Below are 19,541 nucleotides of genomic sequence, written 5' to 3' on the forward strand. Positions count from 1 at the left end.
GGGCGGCGCGCCTCAGCCCTCCGGCGGCTGCGCGGCCTTCACGGATGCCCCGACGTCAGCAAGGACGACGGCCCCCGAACGCATCCAATGCGGTCATGAAGCAGATGTGACCGCCCGAACGCAAGACGGACTGTGTGGCGACTGGAACAAAGGAAGAACACGTGACATTGTCCCCGCATGGACGAGAAGCTCTCGAAAAAACTCAGAATTCTGGCTGACGCCGCCAAGTACGACGCCTCGTGTGCGTCGTCTGGGGCGAAAAAGCGCAAGGCGGCGCCGGGCGGGCTGGGGTCCACGACCGGGGCGGGAATCTGCCACGCCTATACGCCGGACGGACGCTGCGTCTCGCTGCTCAAGGTGCTGCTGACCAACTACTGCCTGTTCGACTGCGCCTATTGCATCAACCGGCGCTCCTCCAACACGCCCCGCGCGCGGTTCACGGTGGAGGAGGTGGTGCGGCTGACGGTCGAGTTCTATCGCCGGAATTACATCGAGGGGCTGTTCCTGTCGTCGGGCATCATCCGCTCGCCGGACCACACCATGGAGGAACTGGTGCGGGTGGCCAAATCGCTGCGTCAGGACCACGGATTCGCCGGCTATATCCATCTGAAGACCATTCCTGAGGCCAGCCCCTGGCTGATCGAACAGGCGGGGCTTTGGGCGGACCGGCTGTCCATCAATGTGGAGCTGCCCACCGATGCGGGACTGAAGGCCTTCGCGCCGGAAAAGGACAGCGGGACCATCCGCCGGGCCATGGGCCAGATGCGCGAACGGATCACCGAGGCGAAGGAGGAGCGGCGTCGGTTCTCGCCCGCCGGACAGAGCACCCAGGTGATCGTGGGCGCCGATGCGGCGACGGATGCGGACGTGCTGCAGTCCTCGGCGCGCATGTATGGGGATTATGGACTCAAGCGGGTCTATTATTCGGCCTTCAGCCCCATTCCGGAGGCCAGCGCCGCCCTGCCCATCAAGGCGCCGCCGTTGCAGCGGGAGAACCGGCTGTATCAGGCGGACTGGCTGCTGCGGTTCTATGGCTTCACGCCGCTTGAGGCAGCCTCGGGCGGGGACGGCGGGATGCTGGATCTGGAGATCGATCCCAAGCTGGCCTGGGCGTTGAAGAACCGGGACCGCTTTCCCGCCGATGTGAACACGGCCGACCGGGAATTGCTGCTGCGGGTGCCGGGGTTGGGGGTGCGGGCGGTGGACCGCATTCTGAAGGCGCGGCGGCACACGCGGCTGGGCATGGCGGATCTGGCGCGGCTGTCGCCGGCGCTGAAGCGGGCGCGGCCCTTCCTGATCGCCTCGGACCACAGCCCCCTGAAGCTGACCGACCGGGCCGACCTGCGCGAAATGCTGACGCCGCCGGCGCGGCAGCTGAGCCTGTTCTGATGGACTGGGCCGTGGCTCTGGCGCCGGGGGCTGATCTGGACGGGTTTCGCCGGGCGGCGCGCGGGCTGGTGGCCGCGGAGGCGGCGCCCGGGGCGGTGGACTGGAGCGGGAGCGCCCTGTTCGGCCAGCCGCCGCCGGACGGGCCGCCGCTGATCCTGCCGCGCCGGGCCGGGGGCCTGATCCAGTCGTGCGTGCGCCACGCGGACCCGGAGCGGTTCGCCCTGTTGTATCAGCTGGTCTGGCGCATCCATCGGGGCGAGCGGGCCCTGGCCGAGATCGCCAGCGATCCGCTGGTCCACCGGCTGGAGCAGATGGACAAGGCGGTGCGGCGCGAGATCCACAAGATGCACGCCTTCGTGCGCTTTCGCCGGATCGACGGGGAGGGGGGCGAGCGGTTCGCGGCCTGGTTCGAGCCGGAGCATTTCGTGCTGGAATCGGCGGCGCCGTTCTTCGTGGACCGGTTTCGCTCCATGCGGTGGTCGATCCTGACGCCGCTGGGGTCGGTTTGCTGGGACGGGGCGGCGCTGAGCTTCGGTCCGCCCGCGCGGCGGGAGGATGCGCCCGACGGCGACCCGTTCGAGGATGGCTGGCGGGCCTATTACGAGAGCACCTTCAACCCGGCGCGGGTCAATCCGCGCATGATGGCCTCGGAGATGCCCCGCCGCTACTGGCGCAATCTGCCCGAGGCCGCGTCCATCCCCGAACTGATCCGGGGGGCGCCGGCGCGGGTGCGCGAGATGATCGAGCGGGACGCGTCGACGCCCGTCAAGCGCAACCCGGAAAAGGCTGTGGCCGCCATGGCGGACCAGACGCCGACCACGCTGGAGGCGCTGAACCGCATCATCGCGGCGGCGGACCCGTTTGTTGTTGGGGGCACGCGGGCGGTGCTGGGCGAGGGGCCGCTGACCCCCGCCATCGCCCTGGTGGGCGAACAGCCGGGGGATCAGGAGGATGTGCAGGGACGGCCGTTCGTGGGGCCGGCGGGGCAACTGCTGGACCGCGCGCTGGCCGAGGCCGGGCTGGATCGGGCGGACCTCTATGTCACCAATGCGGTGAAGCATTTCAAGTTCGTGCAGGACGGCAAGCGGCGGCTGCACAAGTCGCCCACGGCGGGGGAGGTGAAGCACTATCGCTGGTGGCTGGACAAGGAGCTGGAGCTGGTGCGGCCGCGGGTGATCGTGGCCCTGGGCGCCACGGCGGCCCTGGCTCTCACGGGCAAGCCGCAGCCGATCACAAGGTGCCGGGGCGAGACCAGCTTCGACAACCGGCGCGGGGTGATCACCTACCACCCGTCCTACCTGCTGCGCGCGCCGGACCCTGCGGTGAAGGCCGAGGCGCGCGCCCGGTTTGTTGACGACCTGCGTCTGGCCCGGACGCTGGCCGGGTGAGCGGCCTCACGAAACTGTTGCGGTCTTGACGCTAGGTGATCTTGTGGCCCGCCGCGCCGGGGGCTACCCATCGCATCAAATCTGGAACAAGGGAGACGACCATGGCCGATCTGGCTTCCGTTACCGAACACATCCGCAGCGCCGTCGGCGAGAACTCGGGTCTGGGAAAGACCGTCAAGATCGACCTGGGCGACACCGGCCAGATCTATATCGACGGCGCCTCGGTCCCGAACACGGTGACCAATGAGGACAAGCCCGCCGACGCCGTGGTGTCGATCAGCTGGGACGACTTCATGGCCCTGTCGGAAGGCAAGCTGGATCCGATGATGGCCTTCATGCAGGGCAAGCTGAAGATCGCCGGCGACATGATGATCGCGCAGAAGCTGGCCCCGCTGCTGAAGCGCTAAGGCTTAAGCGCCAGAACATTCTCCCTCCCCGTACGGGGAGGGCGGTCGCGAAGCGACCGGGTGGGGAGGGCTCGGCGAAAGGCCCGCGCTTTTTCGCTTGAGGCGCCCCCACCCCGTCATCGCTCCGCGCTGACGACCCTCCCCCGCAGGGGGAGGGAGATAACGGAGCCTGACCTATGCATTTCCAGCATTCCGACCGCGCGCTTGAATGGCAGGACCGCCTGAAGCGCTTCATGGACGCGCGCGTCCTGCCCGCCGCCGCCGACTACTGGGCGGAGGTGCGGGCCGAGCCGAAGACCCAACCGCCCACCATGGAACGGCTCAAGGCCGAGGCGAGGGCCGAAGGGCTGTGGAACCTGTTCCTGCCCGGCGAGCACGGCGCAGGCCTGACCAACATGGAATATGCGCCGCTGGCCGAGATCATGGGACGGGCGCTGTGGTCGGCGGAGGTGTTCAACTGCAACGCCCCCGACACCGGCAACATGGAAGTGCTGCACATGTTCGGGGACGCGGCCCAGCAGGACCGCTGGCTGAAGCCGCTGATGGCGGGCGAAATCCGCTCGGCCTTCCTGATGACCGAGCCCGAGGTGGCCTCGTCGGACGCCACCAACATCCAGACCCGCATCGAGCGGGACGGCGACCACTACGTCATCAACGGGCGCAAGTGGTGGTCCACCAACATGGCGCACCCGAACCTGGCCGTGACCATCGTCATGGGCAAGACGGACCCGGAGGCCTCCACCCACGCCCAGCAGTCCATGGTCATCGTACCGGCGGATACGCCCGGTTTCCGGGTGGAGCGGATGCTGACGGTGTTCGGCTATGACGAGGTTCCCATCGGCCACGCCGAGGTGGTGCTGGAGAACGTGCGCGTGCCGGCCGAGAACCTGATCGCGGGCGAGGGCCGGGGCTTCGAGATCGCCCAGGGGCGTCTGGGGCCGGGCCGCATCCACCACTGCATGCGCACCATCGGGTGTGCGGAGGCGGCGCTGGAGCTGATGGTCGGTCGCCTGCAGACCCGCACCGCCTTCCGCAAGACCATAGCCGAGCATTCGGTGTGGGAGCAGCGGGTGGCGGAGGCGCGCACCAATATCGAGATGTGCCGCCTGCTGGTGCTGAAGGCCGCCTGGATGATGGACGAGGTGGGGGTCAAGAACGCCCGCTCCGAGATCGCCCAGATCAAGGTGGCGGCGCCGCGCATGGCGCTGAAGGTGATCGACGACGCCATCCAGGCGTTCGGCGGCGCCGGGGTGTCGGGCGACACCGAGCTGGCCGCCATGTACGCCATGGTGCGCACCCTGCGCATCGCCGACGGCCCGGACGAGGTCCACAACCGCACCATCGCGCGGCTGGAATACGCCAAACACGCCGTGAAGTGATCCGTCCGCGTCGCGCATCCTGCGCGCGACACGCGGGACGGATCATGGCAAGCTTGGCCTTTGCAGCACGTCGGGGGACGGATTGGCCAAGGATTCAGACAAGCGTGGAAAGACCGCGCCGAAGCGCGCTGACGCGATTCTGAAGGCTGCGGTCCGCCGGATTGAGTCCGAGGGTGTTCCCGAGACGCTGGAGGATCAGGTCCGGCGCATCAGCGGTGCGCCGTCGACCAGAGGCGACAAGCGGAACTAGGCGGCGTCTCCGGTGGACGGCTCGCGGTCCATGCCCATGATCTGGGCCAGGCGATTGCGGGCCCGGTTGACCCGGCTCTTAATGGTGCCCAGGGCGCAACCGGCGATCTCGGCGGCCTCTTCGTAGGACAGCCCCGCTGCGCCCACCATGATCAGCGCCTCCCTGTGTTCGGGCGGCAACTGGTTCAGGGCGGCCTGAAGTTGATGGAGTTCGACGGACCATTCCTGAGACGGCGGGCTGGTCATGGCGGCGGCCATCTTGCCATCCTCGTCCGCCGTCTCGCGGCGGTGCCTGGACAGGGCCGTATACCAGCTGTTGCGCAGAATGGTGAAAAGCCAGGCGCGCAGATTCGTGCCGGGCTGGAACTTGTCGCGGTGGGTCCAGGCCTTGGTCAGTGTTTCCTGGACCATGTCGTCGGCGTCCGACGGATCACGCGACAGGGACCACGCGAAGGCGCGCAAGGAAGGGATCAGGGCGATGACCTGTTCTCGCCACACCGCCGGCTCGACGATGCCGGTGTCGGCGAACCCTTCAGGGCGCGAATCAGCGACAGACGCGCGAGCGGGCATGGGCGCAACCTTGCGAACGGGAACCGGGACCGCCACATGGAGCGGGCGATGCTGAGAACGCGAGGACAAACAGAGCGTTCCGGCGACCGGACACATTTGGGAACGGCTCTGAACCGGGGGTGTTAGGCTCCATGCGGAAGGGCGAATGAACGGTCAGGACACGGGGGCGTCACGCCATGAATATCGCCAGCATGATTGACGGCGTCGCCCGTCAGGACACGGATCGATACCGTGCCGTGCGCGCGCGCATGACCGATCTGGCCGCCCGGCTGTCGGCCGAGGATCTGGGCGCCCAGTCCATGGCCGACGCCAGTCCAGGCAAATGGCATCTGGCGCACACAAGCTGGTTCTTCGAGGTCATGCTGCTGTCACGGCGGGCAGGCTATCAGCCCGTGGACGAACGTCTGGGGCGGCTGTTCAACTCTTACTATGAGGCGCTGGGCGCGCGGGTGGCGCGGCCCGACCGGGGGCTGATGACGCGCCCGTCGCTGGACGAGGTGCTGGCCTATCGTCGCGAAATCGACCGCCGCATGGTCGCCTTTCTGGGCGAGGGGCTGGACGACCCGCAGGAACGCTATCTGTTCGACCTTGGGCTGAACCACGATCAGCAGCATCAGGAGTTGTTCCTGACCGACCTGCTGCATCTGATGTCGTGCTCGCCGCTGGAGCCGGCGGCCTATGAGCTTGAACCGGATGGACCGCCCGCGGCCAGCGCGGATCGGGGATGGACGGATTTCGACGGCGGGCTCGCAAGGATCGGCCATGACGGCGCAGGGTTCGCCTTCGACAACGAGGGGCCGGCTCATCCGGTGATGCTGGCGCCGTTCCGGATCGCGCGGTCCCTGGTGACCAACGGGGACTGGCTGGCCTTCATGGCGGACGGCGGCTATCGGCGGTCCGAGCTGTGGCTGTCCGACGGCTGGGCGGCGGTTCAGGAACACGGCTGGACGGCGCCCGGCTACTGGCGCGGGGAGGGGCAGGACTGGCGTGTCTTCACCCTGGCCGGCCCGCAGAAGATCGATCCGCACGCGCCGGTGCGTCACGTCAGCTTCTATGAGGCCGACGCCTTCGCCCGCTGGTCCGGCAAGCGGTTGCCCACCGAGTTCGAGTGGGAGCATGCGGCGGGGCAGGGCGCGCTGGACAACGCGTTCGATCATGTCTGGCAATGGACCGGCAGCGCCTATCTGCCCTATCCGGGCTTCCGCGCCACCGAGGGCACGGCGGCGGAGTACAACGGCAAGTTCATGGCCAACCAGATGGTGGCGCGCGGCGCCTCCTGGGCCACGGCGGCGGGGCATTCGCGGGCAACCTATCGCAACTTTTTCTATCCGCACCAAAGGTGGCAATTCATGGGACTGAGACTGGCCGAGGACGCGCCCGTGCGGCGTTCGCAAGGGACCGATGATCTGGAGCCGTTCGCCCAGGCGCTGGTCGAGGGACTGTCCGCCAGTCCGAAAGCCATGTCGCCCAAGTGGTTCTATGATGCGGCGGGGTCTCGCCTGTTCGAGGACATCACTCGCCTGCCGGAATACTATCCGACCCGGCAGGAGGCGGCCCTGCTGAACGAGGTCTCGCCCCGACTGGCCGAGGCCATGGGCGAGGACGCGGTGCTGGTGGAGTTCGGCAGCGGCGCCAGTGAGAAGACCGAGGTGTTGCTGGACGCCGCACCGGGCGTCGCCGCCTACGTGGCCATCGACATCAGCGAGACGGCGCTGGAGGAGGCGGCGGTTCGCATCCGGGCGCGCTATCCCCGGCTGGACGTGCGTCCCGTGGTCGGCGATTTCCTGCACCCGGCGGCCCTGCCGCAGGGCCTGCCCGGCGGGTGTCGCGTCGGCTTCTTTCCGGGCTCCACCATCGGCAATCTGGATCCGGGGGAGGCGAAGGCTTTCCTGACGGACGCGCGCGCCATGCTGGGCCAGGGGGCCCTGTTCATTCTGGGGGTTGATCTGGTCAAGGATCCCGCTGTGCTGATCGCGGCCTATGACGATTCATCCGGCGTAACGGCGGCGTTCAACCTGAATTTGCTGGAACGAGCCAATGCGGAGGCAGGAGCGGACTTCGATCTGTCCGCCTTCGAGCATCAGGCCCTGTGGAATGCGGATGAGGCGCGCATCGAGATGCATCTGCGCGCGCGTCGGGATCAGGTTGTCGAGGTGTCCGGTCGGCGGTTCCGGTTCGGGGAGGGAGAAACCCTTCACACCGAGAATTCGCGCAAATTCACACCGGAGCGTGTGACGGCCCTGGCCGAGTCGGCGGGCTGGCGGGTTCGCGATCTGTATGTCGGCCCCGAGCCCAGCGTGGCGCTGGTGCTGCTCGGGGCCTGATCGCAGATTCAGCTTTGGGCGTTCTTGTCGGGCTTGCGGGCGCCATGAGACGCTTCTCCGCCCTTGCGTCCGGCCTGGGCGGCCAGACTGCGGTCCTGGGAGAAGCTGCGCTTCTCGCTGGGCACGCTGGCGCCGCCCTTGCGGGCGATTTCGCGCTGACGTTCGGGATCCATGGACGCGAAGCCGCGCTTGGATACGCCGGATGCGCGCGGGGTCTGTCCTTCAGCCATGTCGGGGCTCCTTTCGGTTCGCCTGATAGGTGAGCTATGCGGTTGAAAACTGAACCCCGGCGCTCCGCCATGGTTCCGCTTGCGGATCGTAATTCGCGGTTCGTCAGTCGTGGGGACGCGAGTCGCCCTCATCACCACCGCCCGGCTCAAGCGGAGGCATTTCCGTGGGCGTGTCAGCGGGGTCGATTTCGGGACCAGGCGTGTTGCCAGGCTGGATTTCCGGCGACGGTCCGCCGGGAGGGGTGGGTTCGATGTAGGTCATGATTGATCTCCTTGTCAGGGAGGCAACGCCCCTGCCCCCTGCATGTTCACGGCCAAGCTGGAACCGGCGTCCGCAGGCCGGGTTGAAGGGGTCCACCCCCTTCAGGAGATCGCCATGACCGACGTGACCGCCCGCACCGACACCACCACCCCCGAAACCGGATCTTTCGACACGACCCTGTCGCCCCGTCCTGATCTGCGTATGGACGCCGATGAAGGATCGTCGCCCATGACAGCCAGGATTGAACGTGGGCTGCGTGAAAGCCGTTCATGGGCTGAAGAGCGCACCCAGCGCGCCGGTGAAACCATCCGCGCCCATCCCGTCCGCAGCAGCCTCGGCGCCGTGGGTGTCGGCGTTGTCCTGGGCATGCTTCTCCGCCGCTAGGGCGCCAGGCGCCCAAGCGCCGCATCTGACACGAACGGGTTGGTCCGGCGCTCCTCGCCGAGCGTCGAGACCGGCCCGTGGCCTGGAGCGAAGGTGACGTCGTCGCCCAGCGGCCAAAGCTTGGTCACCACCGAATTCAGCAAGGTCTGATGATCGCCGCGCGGGAAATCCGTGCGGCCGATGGAGCCCTTGAACAGCACGTCCCCAACCTGGGCGAACTTCGCCGCCCGGTTGAAGAAGATCACATGGCCGGGCGTGTGTCCGGGACAGTGGCGAACCTCCCAGGTGGTTTCGCCCAGCGTCATCACATCGCCCTCGTCCAGCCAGCGGTCCGTCTCGAAGGACCGCGCCTCGGGCATGCCGTACATCTGGCCCTGGGCGGCCAGGCCGTGGATCAGGAATTGGTCTTCGGGGTGAGGCCCCTCAATGGGGACGCCGGACTTCGCCTTCATCTCGGCCGCGCCGCCCGCATGGTCGATGTGGCCATGGGTGATCCAGATCTGGTCCAGCGTCAGGCCGCGCCGCTTCACCTCCGCCAGGATCATGTCGACCCCTCCGCCTGGATCGATCACAGCCGCCTTGTTGGTCTGCGTACACCAGACCACGGTGCAGTTCTGCTGCAGCGGGGTGACAGGGGCGATGAAGACGCCGATGGGCGATCTGGGCGGGGAGGCGGTCTGGGTCATGGGCTTCAGATAGCCACGCGCGGCGCCAAACGAAACCCGGTCGTTGACCTGAACCGCCCTTGCCGACATAAGGGCGGGCTTCGAGGAGCCGCTCCCGCACGGGGCGGCCCTTTTCGCATTTTCCACCTGCGCGCGCTCGCTCCATAGCGCCGCCACAGAGCGTCAGACACGTCCATGCAAGTCGTCGAAAAGTCCGCCGAAGGTCTCAGCCGCGTGATCGCGGTCACCATCCCCGCTTCCGAGCTGAACGCCAAGCTGGACGCCAAGGCGGCCGAAGTCGCCCCGCAGATGAAGCTGAAAGGCTTTCGTCCCGGGAAGGTGCCGGTGTCGCACGTGCGCAAGGCCTATGGCCGCGACCTGATGGGCGAGATCGTCAACGACGCCCTGAACCAGTCCAGCCAGAAGGCGCTGGACGACGCCAAGCTGCGCCCGGCCGCCCCGGCCGAGATGAAGCTGGTGTCCGACATGGACAAGGTGGTCGCGGGCCAGGAAGACCTGTCCTACGAAATGGCGCTGGAAGTCATGCCCGACTTCAAGCCGGTGGACCCCAAGTCGCTGAAGCTGACCCGCCCGGTCTACGAGGCGTCCGACGCCGACCTGGACGAGGCGCTGAAGGAACTGGCCGGTCAGGCCAAGACCTATGAGGACAAGGGCGGGAAGGCCCCCAAGGCCGCCGACGGCGACCAGCTGACCATCGATTTCGTCGGCAAGATCGACGGCGAGGTGTTCGAGGGCGGCTCGGCCGAGGACGCGGACCTGATCATCGGCTCGGGCCGCTTCATCCCCGGCTTCGAGGAACAGCTGACCGGCGCCAAGGTCGGTGACGAGAAGACCATCGAGGTCACCTTCCCCGAAGAGTATCAAGCCGCCCATCTGGCCGGCAAGGCCGCGACCTTCGACGTCACGGTCAAGGCCCTGAAGGCCCCCAAGGACAGCGAGATCGACGACGATTTCGCCAAACGCCTTGGTCTGGAGTCCATCGACAAGCTCAAGGAGCTGCTGCGCGACAACCTGAACCAGCAGTACAAGGGCGCCGCCCGCTTCAAGCTGAAGCGCGCCCTGCTGGACCAGCTGGACGAGCAGCACTCGTTCGACCTGCCGCCCAAGATGGTCGAGGCCGAGTTCGACGGCATCTGGCAACAGGTGGAGGCCGACAAGGAAGCCGGCCGGCTACCCGAGGCCGACGCCAAGAAGTCGGACAAGAAGCTCAAGGAAGAGTACCGCAAGATCGCCGAGCGCCGCGTGCGTCTGGGCCTGGTGCTGGCCGAGATCGGCCGCGAGAACAACGTCACCGTGACGGACCAGGAACTGAACAACGCCATCATGGCCGAGGCCCGCAACTATCCGGGGCAGGAGCAGGCGGTGCTGAACTTCTATCGCCAGAACCCCAACGCCGCCGCGGGCATGCGCGCCCCGATCTATGAGGAAAAGGTCTGCGACCTGATCTTCGACCAGGCGGAAGTGAAGGAAGAGCCCATCAGCAAGGAAGACCTGCTGAAGGACGACGAGGAGTAGGAACGGCCCAAAATTCCGATCCAGTGGAAATAGAGATTGCCCCCGGCGAACGATCGCCGGGGGTTTTTTCATTGCTTTCCTGAGTCACGCGCCGTTGATTTCGCAGGAAGTCGGCAGCCTGGTTGTTCCAGCCTTCATTAACTCGGGTTCAGAAAGTCGATAAGCGTTTGACGCTCCGACATCCGCTCTCCACAACGCACTCGTGCTTGCGGTTTTGGAGAGACTTTCAATGAAGTGCGACCGGATTTACTCTGGACTCTTCACGCTGCTGGTCGCGGCGGGTCTCTGTTTTTCGACCGGCGGCGCCCTCGCCCAGGAGGCCCCGGGCGAGCCGGAAGCGACCCAGGTGGCCCCGGTGACGGTCGAGGGACGCCGTCTGGCGGACCAGGTGCGCAACTTCGTCGGCGAGGTCGCGGCCGCACCTCGTGGGCAACAATTGGCGCGCTGGGATGGCCGGGTCTGTGTGGGCACCGTGAATCTCGACCCGCGCTACGGTCAATTCATGATTGACCGCGTCGTGCAGACGGCTGTCTCGGTGGGGCTGGAGTCCGGCGAACCGGGATGTCGGCCCGACATCCTCATTATCGCCACCAATGACGGCGACCAGTTGGCCCGGAGCCTGGTGCAGGACAGCCCTTCCGGTTTTCGACCCGCGCGTGGTGGCACCGACCTGGGGCGTGCGGCCCTGCGCAGATTTCAGAACACGGACGCACCGGTGCGCTGGTGGCATGTCAGTCTGCCGGTCAGTGTAGACACAGGGGAGATCGCGGCTGCGCTGGACGGAGAGGAATACACGACGATCAGCGTCCGGGACGCCTCACGCCTGCGTTCAAACACCCGTGACGAACTGCGCAGGGTCATCATCATTCTCGATGTGAGTCGGATCGGCGTGGTGTCGTTCGGCGCCCTCAGCGACTATGTGGCCATGATCGCGCTGGCCCAGGTTGATCCTCAGGCCGATACCAGTTCCTATCCCAGCGTTCTGAACCTGTTCAATGACCTGGCCGAGGGGGCGGAAGCCGGGGGCCTTACGGATTGGGACAGGGACTATCTGACCGGTCTTTACCGCGCCCGTGATGATCGGGCCCGGTCAAGTCAGCAAGAGCGCGAGATCGCTCGGGAAATGATGCGGGCGTCTGACGGGAACGAAGACTAGCTCGCGTCTTGCAACCGCCGCTTCGGGACGCGATATCATGAGGCAACGATGCGCGGCGCCCGAGTCGCGCACGCACGCAGCTTCGAGAAGGCCTTCATGCGCGATCCGATCGACTACATCCAGAGCAACCTCGTCCCCATGGTGGTGGAGCAATCCAGCCGGGGCGAGCGCGCCTTCGACATCTTCTCGCGCCTGCTCCGCGAGCGCATCATCTTCCTGACCGGCCCGTTCGACGACGGCATGGCCAGCCTGATCTGCGCCCAGCTTCTCTTCCTGGAGTCCGAGAACCCCAAGAAGGAAATCTCCATGTATATCAACAGCCCCGGGGGCATTGTGACCTCGGCGCTCGCGATCTACGACACCATGCAGTACATCAAGTCGCCGGTTTCCACCGTCTGCATGGGCATGGCCGCCTCGGCCGGTTCGCTGATCCTGACGGCAGGCGCGGCGGGTCAGCGGGTGTCTCTGCCCAACGCCCGGATCATGGTTCACCAGCCTTCAGGCGGGTTCCGCGGCCAGGCCTCTGACATCGAGCGCCACGCCGAGGACATCATCAAGACCAAGCGCCGCCTGAACGAAATCTATGTCCAGCATACGGGGCGGACCTATGAGGAAGTCGAGCGCACCCTGGACCGCGACCACTTCATGAGCGCGCAGGAGGCCAAGGACTGGGGTCTGGTGGACCACGTCTATGAGCAGCGCGAGGAAGCGCCCGGCGAAGAGCCCAAGAAAGGCTAGGGTCTGGCCGTGAACACCTGAAATCCGGGCTGGTCAGCGATGGCCAGCATTTCGGTGTCGCCCGAGGTGTCGCCGTAGGCGGCGGTGAGATGGACATCGTCGCCGTAAGCCGCCTTCAGGCGCGTCACCTTCTCGCCGCCCCGGCAGTTTTCGCCCGCGAAGGCGCCGGTGATGCGGTCATCGTGATCGAAGGCCAGTCGGGTGCCGAGCAAGGCCTCGGCGCCCAGGCGGCGGGCGAAGGGAGCCACGGTGATCTCGGGCGAGGCGGTGACAATGACCCGGTGGGCGCCCCGGGCGCCCCAGTCGTTCCAGCAGGCCAGGGCGTCGGGACGCATCAGCCGGTCCCACGCCTGCCCGGCGAAGGTTTCGGCAAGGCCCTTGAGCGTCTTGCGGTCCACGCCATCGAGGAATTCGGCCACCGCCGCAGCCTTGATGGCGCCGCGATCCTTCGTGCGCAGGTACGAAAGGGCGGCGGGCGTCAGGCGGGCCATGCCGAACAGGTAGCCCACCGCGCCCACGCGCCAGCGCAGGAAGTCGGTGAAACTGTCCCTGACGGTCATGGTCCCGTCGAAATCGAAGGCGACAAGAGGCTGGCCCGGCGCGGGAGCCGAAACCTGGGGCTGGCGGAGTGGTGCGAGATTTCCCATCTGGGATGACCGTAACGACCTTTCACCCGCCTCGTCCATCCCGCGAAAACCCGGCGCCGGTTCGCCTCGTCGGGGTTGTGATGGACCGTCGGATGGGTGATTGTCATATTTTGAAGACCTTCCGGCGCAGGATTTGCGAATCGTGACGGAAGGATGCGCGCCCGGACCTTTTCGGGACGCGAGAGTGAGAAGGCCGATGACCAAAGCCGCCAGTGGCGACGCCAAGAGCACCCTGTACTGCTCCTTCTGCGGAAAGAGCCAGCATGAGGTGCGTAAACTCATCGCCGGACCGACCGTGTTCATCTGCGATGAATGCGTCGAGCTCTGCATGGATATCATCCGTGAAGAGCACAAGATCGCCTTCGTGAAGTCCAAGGACGGCGTGCCGACGCCCAAGGAAATCCGCGAAGTCCTTGACGATTATGTGATCGGCCAGAGCCACGCCAAGAAGGTGCTGAGCGTCGCCGTCCACAACCACTACAAGCGCCTGAACCACGCCACCAAGAACAACGACGTGGAACTGGCCAAGTCCAACATCATGCTGATCGGGCCGACCGGCTCGGGCAAGACGCTGCTGGCCCAGACCCTGGCGCGCATCATCGACGTGCCGTTCACCATGGCCGACGCCACCACCCTGACCGAAGCCGGTTACGTGGGCGAGGATGTGGAGAACATCATCCTGAAGCTGCTGCAGGCGTCCGACTACAACGTCGAGCGGGCCCAGCGCGGCATCGTCTACATCGACGAAATCGACAAGATCAGCCGCAAGTCCGACAACCCCTCCATCACCCGCGACGTGAGCGGGGAGGGCGTGCAACAGGCACTGCTGAAGATCATGGAAGGCACCGTGGCCTCCGTGCCGCCGCAGGGCGGCCGCAAGCATCCGCAGCAGGAATTCCTGCAGGTGGACACCGCCAACATCCTGTTCATCGTCGGCGGCGCCTTCGCCGGGCTGGAGAAGGTGATCTCGGCGCGCGGCGTGGGGGCCTCCATCGGCTTCGGCGCCAAGGTCAAGGAAATCGACGAGCGCCGCATGGGCGACATCCTCAAGGAGGTCGAGCCCGACGACCTGATGCGCTTCGGCCTGATCCCCGAGTTCATCGGCCGTCTGCCGGTTCTGGCGACGCTGGAGGATCTGGACGAAGCGGCCCTGGTCACCATTCTGACCGAGCCCAAGAACGCCCTGATCAAGCAGTACGGCCGTCTGTTCGAGATGGAGAACGTGGGTCTGACGTTCACCGACGATGCGCTGTCGGCTATCGCCAAGAAGGCCATTACGCGCAAGACGGGCGCGCGCGGTCTGCGCTCGATCATGGAGGGCATCCTGCTCGAGACCATGTTCGAACTGCCCACCTACGAGGGTGTGGAAGAGGTGGTGGTAAACGCCGAGGTGGTCGAGGGCCGCGCCCAGCCGCTGCTGATCTACGCCGAAAAGCCCAAGAAGCAGCAGGACGGCGCCGCCTGATCGGTGTGATGTGGAAAATCAAAGGGCGGGTCATGAGACCCGCCCTTTTTTTATTGCTGAAGGCCTCAGGTTTCACTCACGAAGAGGCGGGCGGGGCCAGCATTGCGGCTGCAAGCGTCCCGCGCCGTTTACTGGCTATCCGTGCCGGGGGCCGTCGTCGCTGTGGGGTCAGCAGGGGGGACCTCGCTGTCCTGCATGGCTGAGTCCACCACGGGTGCGCCCTCGGGACCCGGCTCGACCGGTCTCGGGCTGACCGCCACATCCTCGGCGGCGACGGTTTCGTCCAGAGGACGGGTGTCTTCCTGCTGGTTGCAGGCCGTCAGGCCCAGAACAGCGGCGCTCGCCGCGACGATCATCAAACGCATGTCATCCTCCTGGTGAGATTTATGAACGGCTATGCCGCCGTTCAGTTGCGCGTTGACCGGGGGCCGTCGCGGGGTCCGGCGTTACGAAAGGGGCCCTGCGGTTGGCGTCGGGCCCCGTGACCTCAGAGAAGCTCGTCCATGACCTGGGTCGCCAGGCGCCGCGTGACCGGACGGTGCAAGGCGTCGAGGCGTTCCACGACGGCTTCGGCGGCGGCGGCGGACCGTTCGATGCGGCGCACCAGATAGGGGATCACGTCGGGTTGGGGCCGGATGCTGCGGCGGGCGAAGGCGCGCTCCAGAATGGCGCCCAGTACGGCGTCGTCGGGTTCATCAAGCACCACGGTGCGGATGGCGTTCAGGCGGGAGTGCAGATCCGGCAAGGTCACGGGCCACAGGAAGGGCGCCTTGCGTGACACCAGCAGCAAGGCGCCGCCGTGGCCTTGCGCAAGATTCAGGAGGTGGAACAGGGTCTCGTCGTCGGCTTCCGGCGCCCGGTCCAGCAGCACCGGTCGTCCCTCCAGTTCCATGGGATCGGCCAGGGCCGCCTCGGCGCCGTCCAGGGGAACCGCGCTCACCCGCTCGGCCCACAGGGCGGCCAGATGGCTCTTGCCCGATCCGGCCGGCCCGCACAGGGACAGCACCCCGCCGCCCAGCCCGGCCGCCGCATCGGGCCAGCCGGCGAGGCTGAGCGCGGCCGCACGGTTGCAGTCGGAGACCACGAAATCATTCGCCCGGAACGGCGTCTCGCGCTCCAGCTCCAGTTTCAGCTGCTCGGTCCGGTCGGCGGTCATGTCCGCCCTATATCAGAACGGCGCCGCTGCCGCGCCAGAATGCAACCGGACGGCGTGGTGGACGGCGGTCAGTCCCCTGTGGATGACTGCTGCGCCATCTGCGCCTGCATCTCGCGTCTCCGGTCCTCCTGCTCGTCCAGCGTGGGCACGCCAGCCGCGCCACGAAGGGAGTCGGGCAGTAGCTCACGGTCATACTCGCCCCGGATCACCTCGCCAGCAGCCGCGCGAAGCTGGAATTGCGTGCCGTAAATTTGCGGGCGGCCGATATGTTGCAGATAGCGGTCAAGGGTCGCCGCCGCGATCCAGGAGGCGTGAGAGTGGCCCTTGCTGACGGCGGTCACCGCCAGAACGTGGGCGAGAAGAAAGTCATCGGGCTGGTTGCCGTGCTGGAAAATGAAGGCGGCGTGGAAATAGTCCTGAGCAGTATTGATCTGGTTGGCATCCAGCATCGCGCGGGTACGGACGCGACGTTCGGCGTCCTGCATGCTCACCAGGACTCCGTTTGAAATCATGCCGCCCGTTCTGGCGGCCTGATCTGCGGCGAACATGGCTGCAAGTTCTTCGTTATGTGCCGCTGTCTCCGCTTGGGCGGTTGGCGTGTCGGGGGGCGGCTTGACGATAGTGTTTGTCGATTCTGTGCAGGACATTAGGGCGAGAGCGGCGACGAATGCAGTCAGGCGAATGGCCACGGGTTAAGCTCCAGAATGGCGCCGAGCCGTCTCGACGGGCGGTTGTCCTTCTGACACGAGCCGGACGTGTGAAAACGACATAAGTACAAAATGTCTTCGCCGCACGTGGAACAGCCTCCAAACCTTGACTTTCCGGGGGGATAATGCGCCCTTCCGCGCCTTCCTTTTCTGCTGATTTTCGGCCCCGGATACCACCATGCACGCCTATCGCTCACACACCTGCGGCGCCCTTCGCGCGACTGACGCAGGCTCCACCGTCCGCCTGTCCGGCTGGGTGCACAGAAAGCGCGACCATGGCGGCCTGCTGTTCATCGATCTGCGCGACCATTACGGCCTGACGCAGCTGGTGCTGCACCCCGCGACGCCGGGCTTCGAGGCGGTGGAGCGTCTGCGCGCCGAGAGCGTCATCTCTGTCGATGGCGAGGTGGTGAACCGCACGCAGGAAACCGTGAACTCCAACCTGCCCACCGGCGAGATCGAGGTGCAGGTCAAGGCGGTGCAGGTGCTGTCCGAGGCCGCCGAGCTGCCGCTGCCGGTGTTCGGAGAGCCGGAGTATCCCGAGGAAATCCGGCTGAAGCACCGCTATCTGGACCTGCGCCGCGAGACCCTTCACCGCAACATCGTGTTGCGGTCGAAGGTGATCCACTCGATCCGTCAGCGCATGGTCGGGCAGGGCTTCCTGGAGTTCCAGACGCCTATCCTGACGGCGTCGTCGCCCGAGGGCGCGCGGGACTTCCTGGTGCCCAGCCGCCTGCATCCGTCGAAATTCTATGCGCTGCCGCAGGCCCCGCAGCAGTTCAAGCAGCTGCTGATGGTGTCGGGCTTCGACCGCTATTTCCAGATCGCGCCGTGCTTCCGCGACGAGGACCTGCGGGCGGACCGGTCGCTGGAGTTCTACCAGCTCGACGTGGAGATGAGCTTCGTCACGCAAGAGGATGTTTTTGCAGCGATCGAGCCCGTCATGCACGGGGTGTTCGAGGAATTCTCCAACGGCAAGGCTGTCGACCCCTATCCGTTCGTGCGCATCCCCTACCGGGAATCCATCGCCAAGTACGGCACCGACAAGCCGGACCTGCGCAACCCCATCGAGATGCAGGACGTGTCCGACCACTTCCGGGACGGCGGGTTCGGCCTGTTCAACAAGATCCTCGCCGCGGACGCCAAGAACGCGGTCTGGGCCATCCCGGCGCCGGGCGGCGGCTCGCGCGCCTTCTGCGACCGCATGAACTCGTGGGCGCAGGGCGAGGGCCAGCCGGGTCTGGGCTACATCTTCTGGTCCGAGGACCAAGGCGCCTGGGGCGGCCCCATCGCCAAGAATCTTGGCGCCGAGGCGACCGACGCCCTGATGACGGCGCTGGGTCTGGGGCAGGGGGACGCGGTGTTCTTCGCGGCCGGCGATCCGGCCGCGTTCCACAAGTTCGCGGGCAATGCCCGGATCAAGCTGGGTCTGGACCTGAACCTGGTCAAGGACGACGCCTTCCGCTTCTGCTGGATCGTGGACTTCCCCATGTTCGAGTGGTCCGAGGAAGAGAAGAAGGTCGACTTCAGCCACAACCCCTTCTCCATGCCGCAGGGCGAGCTGGAGGCGCTTCAGAGCAAGGACCCGCTGGATATCCTGGCCTATCAGTACGACATCGTCTGCAATGGCTATGAGCTGTGCTCGGGCGCCATTCGGAACCACAAGCCGGAGATCATGCTCAAGGCGTTCGAGATCGCGGGCTACGGGCCGGAAGTGGTCGAGGCCGAGTTCGGCGGCATGCTGAACGCCTTCCGCTACGGCGCGCCGCCCCACGGCGGTCTGGCGCCGGGCATCGACCGCATCGTCATGCTGCTGGCGGGCGAGCAGGCCATCCGCGAGGTCATCGCCTTCCCGCTGAACCAGCAGGGGCAGGATCTGCTGATGAATGCGCCGTCCGAGGTGGAGGAGCGTCAGCTCAAGGAACTGCACATCCGCCTGGCCCCGCCGATCAAGGTCTGAGGCCTATTCGCCGCCGAAAGCGATGATGTTGCGCGGCGCCGGGGCGACCGGCGGGCGGGGCGGCACGGGCACGCGCACATGCCGACGGACGCCGGTGCACGCTCCGGTATTGCTCAGCCGCGATGGAAGGCGGGTCGTGGCGTCGGCGCAGGCTTCATCCGCCTGGGACTGGGTCAGGTTTCGCACGCCGGAGAGATCCGCCCCCCGGATGTCGGCGCGGGCCAGATTGGCCCCTGAAAAGTCAGCTCCGCCAAAGCGTCCGCCGCCCAGTTGAGCGGCGCTGAGGTTGGCGCCGCGGAAGTTTGCGTTCCGGAAATCGCCGCCACGCAAGTTGGACGCGGTCATCTGGGTGTTGCTGAAGTCGGCCCGGGGGGCCACCGCATGGCTGAAATCGGCGCCGAAGAGTTCGCTGCCGCCCAAACGGCTGCCGGCCAGCTCCGCCCCGCGGAAGTTCACGCCAACCAGTTCGCCGTCGGTGAGAACCGCGTTGTTCAGGCTGGCGCCCGTGAACAGGGCGCCCTGAGCCGTGGCGCCGGTCAGATTGGCGTTGTCGAAGGCTGCGCCGGTGAAATTGGCCCCGACGATGGTCACGCCGCGCAGGTCGGCGCGGGTGAAATCCGCGCCGCTGAAATTCGAGCCCACCAGCTGCGCTCCGCGCAGATTGGCGCCTACCAGGGCTGCGCCCGAGAAATTTGCGCCTGTGAAGCTGGCGCCGCCCAGATCCCGACCGGACAATTCGCAGCCCCGGCACGCTCCGCCCAGAGAAACCAGGCGGGCGACGTCACGATCCTGCAGGTTCATCTCTGCGGCGGCGCTGGTCGCGGCAATGCCGGCAGCCACGCCTGCAAAGGCGGCGGCGAAGCGGAGAAGGGGGCGGGCGGCGGGTTTCATCACGCCTCATCCATGCCGCTTAAGTGCATGAGGAACCA

20 protein-coding genes are annotated in these 19,541 nt (G+C 66.5%); 11 read left to right on the forward strand and 9 right to left on the reverse strand.

Annotation, left to right across the window (positions count from 1 at the left end; translation table 11 throughout):
- Positions 1 to 177 precede the first annotated feature (177 nt).
- The 4 genes from ACK4FB_RS11140 (at position 178) to ACK4FB_RS11155 (ending at position 4,563) form a co-directional block, all read left to right on the forward strand.
- On the forward strand, positions 178 to 1,389 hold the full coding sequence (locus ACK4FB_RS11140; RefSeq protein ID WP_409751998.1) for a putative DNA modification/repair radical SAM protein: 1,212 nt from the start codon (positions 178 to 180) through the stop codon (positions 1,387 to 1,389).
- Positions 1,389 to 2,777, forward strand: coding sequence for a UdgX family uracil-DNA binding protein (locus ACK4FB_RS11145; protein WP_409752000.1), 1,389 nt, complete (start codon positions 1,389 to 1,391; stop codon positions 2,775 to 2,777). Before ACK4FB_RS11140 ends, ACK4FB_RS11145 begins: the two co-directional genes overlap by 1 nt.
- 101 nt (positions 2,778 to 2,878) lie before the next feature.
- A complete protein-coding gene (locus ACK4FB_RS11150; protein WP_021698076.1) occupies positions 2,879 to 3,184 on the forward strand; it encodes an SCP2 sterol-binding domain-containing protein in 306 nt (101 codons plus the stop codon).
- 176 nt (positions 3,185 to 3,360) lie between these two features.
- Positions 3,361 to 4,563 (forward strand): acyl-CoA dehydrogenase family protein, encoded by a 1,203-nt coding sequence (locus ACK4FB_RS11155; protein WP_409752004.1) that lies wholly within the window; start codon positions 3,361 to 3,363, stop codon positions 4,561 to 4,563.
- 246 nt (positions 4,564 to 4,809) lie between these two features.
- On the opposite strand, the gene ACK4FB_RS11160 is transcribed toward ACK4FB_RS11155, so the two are convergent.
- On the reverse strand, positions 4,810 to 5,382 hold the full coding sequence (locus ACK4FB_RS11160) for a sigma-70 family RNA polymerase sigma factor (RefSeq protein WP_409752007.1): 573 nt from the start codon (positions 5,380 to 5,382) through the stop codon (positions 4,810 to 4,812).
- Positions 5,383 to 5,558: 176 nt separating this feature from the next.
- Between ACK4FB_RS11160 and egtB the strand changes: the two genes are divergently transcribed.
- Positions 5,559 to 7,706, forward strand: coding sequence for an ergothioneine biosynthesis protein EgtB (egtB, locus tag ACK4FB_RS11165; RefSeq protein ID WP_409752010.1), 2,148 nt, complete (start codon positions 5,559 to 5,561; stop codon positions 7,704 to 7,706).
- An 8-nt stretch (positions 7,707 to 7,714) separates the two neighbouring features.
- Here egtB and ACK4FB_RS11170 read toward each other — a convergent pair whose 3' ends face one another.
- Positions 7,715 to 7,936, reverse strand: a complete 222-nt coding sequence (locus tag ACK4FB_RS11170; RefSeq protein WP_409752013.1) for a general stress protein — start codon at positions 7,934 to 7,936, stop codon at positions 7,715 to 7,717.
- Between the two features lie 103 nt (positions 7,937 to 8,039).
- Entirely contained in the window at positions 8,040 to 8,198 is a 159-nt protein-coding gene (locus tag ACK4FB_RS11175; RefSeq protein ID WP_409752016.1) for a hypothetical protein, read from the reverse strand.
- A 114-nt stretch (positions 8,199 to 8,312) separates the two neighbouring features.
- Here ACK4FB_RS11175 and ACK4FB_RS11180 point away from each other — a divergent pair, with 114 nt between their 5' ends.
- On the forward strand, positions 8,313 to 8,582 hold the full coding sequence (locus ACK4FB_RS11180) for a hypothetical protein (protein WP_409752019.1): 270 nt from the start codon (positions 8,313 to 8,315) through the stop codon (positions 8,580 to 8,582).
- Here ACK4FB_RS11180 and ACK4FB_RS11185 read toward each other — a convergent pair.
- Positions 8,579 to 9,268 carry an MBL fold metallo-hydrolase gene (locus tag ACK4FB_RS11185; protein WP_409752022.1) on the reverse strand — a complete coding sequence of 230 codons (690 nt, stop codon included), beginning with the start codon at positions 9,266 to 9,268 and terminating at the stop codon, positions 8,579 to 8,581. The two genes, ACK4FB_RS11180 and ACK4FB_RS11185, sit on opposite strands and share 4 nt — an antisense overlap.
- Positions 9,269 to 9,442: 174 nt before the next feature.
- Between ACK4FB_RS11185 and tig the strand changes: the two genes are divergently transcribed.
- The 3 genes from tig to ACK4FB_RS11200 all read left to right on the forward strand — a co-directional run bounded on the left by tig (position 9,443) and on the right by ACK4FB_RS11200 (position 12,677).
- The gene (gene tig, locus ACK4FB_RS11190) at positions 9,443 to 10,783 is read left to right on the forward strand and encodes a trigger factor (RefSeq protein WP_409752025.1); all 1,341 of its coding nucleotides are present in this window, start codon (positions 9,443 to 9,445) and stop codon (positions 10,781 to 10,783) included.
- Positions 10,784 to 11,012: 229 nt separating this feature from the next.
- Complete coding sequence (locus ACK4FB_RS11195; protein ID WP_409752028.1) at positions 11,013 to 11,939, forward strand: hypothetical protein; 927 nt, start codon at positions 11,013 to 11,015, stop codon at positions 11,937 to 11,939.
- Positions 11,940 to 12,035: 96 nt separating this feature from the next.
- Positions 12,036 to 12,677, forward strand: coding sequence for an ATP-dependent Clp protease proteolytic subunit (locus ACK4FB_RS11200; RefSeq protein ID WP_409752031.1), 642 nt, complete (start codon positions 12,036 to 12,038; stop codon positions 12,675 to 12,677).
- Here ACK4FB_RS11200 and ACK4FB_RS11205 read toward each other — a convergent pair.
- Entirely contained in the window at positions 12,674 to 13,324 is a 651-nt protein-coding gene (locus tag ACK4FB_RS11205) for an HAD-IB family hydrolase (protein WP_409752034.1), read from the reverse strand. The two genes, ACK4FB_RS11200 and ACK4FB_RS11205, sit on opposite strands and share 4 nt — an antisense overlap.
- Positions 13,325 to 13,520: 196 nt before the next feature.
- Here ACK4FB_RS11205 and clpX point away from each other — a divergent pair, with 196 nt between their 5' ends.
- Positions 13,521 to 14,789, forward strand: coding sequence for an ATP-dependent Clp protease ATP-binding subunit ClpX (clpX, locus tag ACK4FB_RS11210; protein ID WP_292104506.1), 1,269 nt, complete (start codon positions 13,521 to 13,523; stop codon positions 14,787 to 14,789).
- A 128-nt stretch (positions 14,790 to 14,917) separates the two neighbouring features.
- Here the strand turns inward: clpX and ACK4FB_RS11215 are convergent, their stop codons facing one another.
- The 3 genes from ACK4FB_RS11215 to ACK4FB_RS11225 all read right to left on the reverse strand — a co-directional run bounded on the left by ACK4FB_RS11215 (position 14,918) and on the right by ACK4FB_RS11225 (position 16,634).
- A complete protein-coding gene (locus ACK4FB_RS11215) occupies positions 14,918 to 15,154 on the reverse strand; it encodes a hypothetical protein (protein ID WP_409752037.1) in 237 nt (78 codons plus the stop codon).
- A 122-nt stretch (positions 15,155 to 15,276) separates the two neighbouring features.
- Positions 15,277 to 15,945 carry a chromosomal replication initiator DnaA gene (locus ACK4FB_RS11220; protein ID WP_409752040.1) on the reverse strand — a complete coding sequence of 223 codons (669 nt, stop codon included), beginning with the start codon at positions 15,943 to 15,945 and terminating at the stop codon, positions 15,277 to 15,279.
- A gap of 68 nt (positions 15,946 to 16,013) precedes the next feature.
- Positions 16,014 to 16,634: a hypothetical protein gene (locus tag ACK4FB_RS11225; protein ID WP_409752043.1), complete on the reverse strand. Its 621-nt coding sequence runs from the start codon at positions 16,632 to 16,634 to the stop codon at positions 16,014 to 16,016.
- A 196-nt stretch (positions 16,635 to 16,830) separates the two neighbouring features.
- Here ACK4FB_RS11225 and aspS point away from each other — a divergent pair, with 196 nt between their 5' ends.
- Positions 16,831 to 18,612 (forward strand): aspartate--tRNA ligase, encoded by a 1,782-nt coding sequence (gene aspS, locus ACK4FB_RS11230; protein WP_409752046.1) that lies wholly within the window; start codon positions 16,831 to 16,833, stop codon positions 18,610 to 18,612.
- Positions 18,613 to 18,615: 3 nt separating this feature from the next.
- On the opposite strand, the gene ACK4FB_RS11235 is transcribed toward aspS, so the two are convergent.
- Positions 18,616 to 19,503: a pentapeptide repeat-containing protein gene (locus ACK4FB_RS11235; protein WP_409752168.1), complete on the reverse strand. Its 888-nt coding sequence runs from the start codon at positions 19,501 to 19,503 to the stop codon at positions 18,616 to 18,618.
- Between the last annotated feature and the right edge of the window lie 38 nt (positions 19,504 to 19,541).

This window comes from Brevundimonas sp., from assembly GCF_046299535.1.
In the GTDB taxonomy this organism is placed as follows: domain Bacteria; phylum Pseudomonadota; class Alphaproteobacteria; order Caulobacterales; family Caulobacteraceae; genus Brevundimonas.

What these genes read in the sequence shown, in the direction of transcription:
- ACK4FB_RS11140 (WP_409751998.1), top strand. Translation starts at nt 178, where the DNA reads ATGGACGAGAAGCTCTCGAAAAAACTCAGAATTCTGGCTGACGCCGCC.
- ACK4FB_RS11145 (WP_409752000.1), top strand. Translation starts at nt 1,389, where the DNA reads ATGGACTGGGCCGTGGCTCTGGCGCCGGGGGCTGATCTGGACGGGTTT.
- ACK4FB_RS11150 (WP_021698076.1), top strand. Translation starts at nt 2,879, where the DNA reads ATGGCCGATCTGGCTTCCGTTACCGAACACATCCGCAGCGCCGTCGGC.
- ACK4FB_RS11155 (WP_409752004.1), top strand. Translation starts at nt 3,361, where the DNA reads ATGCATTTCCAGCATTCCGACCGCGCGCTTGAATGGCAGGACCGCCTG.
- ACK4FB_RS11160 (WP_409752007.1), bottom strand. Translation starts at nt 5,382, where the DNA reads ATGCCCGCTCGCGCGTCTGTCGCTGATTCGCGCCCTGAAGGGTTCGCC.
- egtB (WP_409752010.1), top strand. Translation starts at nt 5,559, where the DNA reads ATGAATATCGCCAGCATGATTGACGGCGTCGCCCGTCAGGACACGGAT.
- ACK4FB_RS11170 (WP_409752013.1), bottom strand. Translation starts at nt 7,936, where the DNA reads ATGGCTGAAGGACAGACCCCGCGCGCATCCGGCGTATCCAAGCGCGGC.
- ACK4FB_RS11175 (WP_409752016.1), bottom strand. Translation starts at nt 8,198, where the DNA reads ATGACCTACATCGAACCCACCCCTCCCGGCGGACCGTCGCCGGAAATC.
- ACK4FB_RS11180 (WP_409752019.1), top strand. Translation starts at nt 8,313, where the DNA reads ATGACCGACGTGACCGCCCGCACCGACACCACCACCCCCGAAACCGGA.
- ACK4FB_RS11185 (WP_409752022.1), bottom strand. Translation starts at nt 9,268, where the DNA reads ATGACCCAGACCGCCTCCCCGCCCAGATCGCCCATCGGCGTCTTCATC.
- tig (WP_409752025.1), top strand. Translation starts at nt 9,443, where the DNA reads ATGCAAGTCGTCGAAAAGTCCGCCGAAGGTCTCAGCCGCGTGATCGCG.
- ACK4FB_RS11195 (WP_409752028.1), top strand. Translation starts at nt 11,013, where the DNA reads ATGAAGTGCGACCGGATTTACTCTGGACTCTTCACGCTGCTGGTCGCG.
- ACK4FB_RS11200 (WP_409752031.1), top strand. Translation starts at nt 12,036, where the DNA reads ATGCGCGATCCGATCGACTACATCCAGAGCAACCTCGTCCCCATGGTG.
- ACK4FB_RS11205 (WP_409752034.1), bottom strand. Translation starts at nt 13,324, where the DNA reads ATGGGAAATCTCGCACCACTCCGCCAGCCCCAGGTTTCGGCTCCCGCG.
- clpX (WP_292104506.1), top strand. Translation starts at nt 13,521, where the DNA reads ATGACCAAAGCCGCCAGTGGCGACGCCAAGAGCACCCTGTACTGCTCC.
- ACK4FB_RS11215 (WP_409752037.1), bottom strand. Translation starts at nt 15,154, where the DNA reads ATGCGTTTGATGATCGTCGCGGCGAGCGCCGCTGTTCTGGGCCTGACG.
- ACK4FB_RS11220 (WP_409752040.1), bottom strand. Translation starts at nt 15,945, where the DNA reads ATGACCGCCGACCGGACCGAGCAGCTGAAACTGGAGCTGGAGCGCGAG.
- aspS (WP_409752046.1), top strand. Translation starts at nt 16,831, where the DNA reads ATGCACGCCTATCGCTCACACACCTGCGGCGCCCTTCGCGCGACTGAC.
- ACK4FB_RS11235 (WP_409752168.1), bottom strand. Translation starts at nt 19,503, where the DNA reads ATGAAACCCGCCGCCCGCCCCCTTCTCCGCTTCGCCGCCGCCTTTGCA.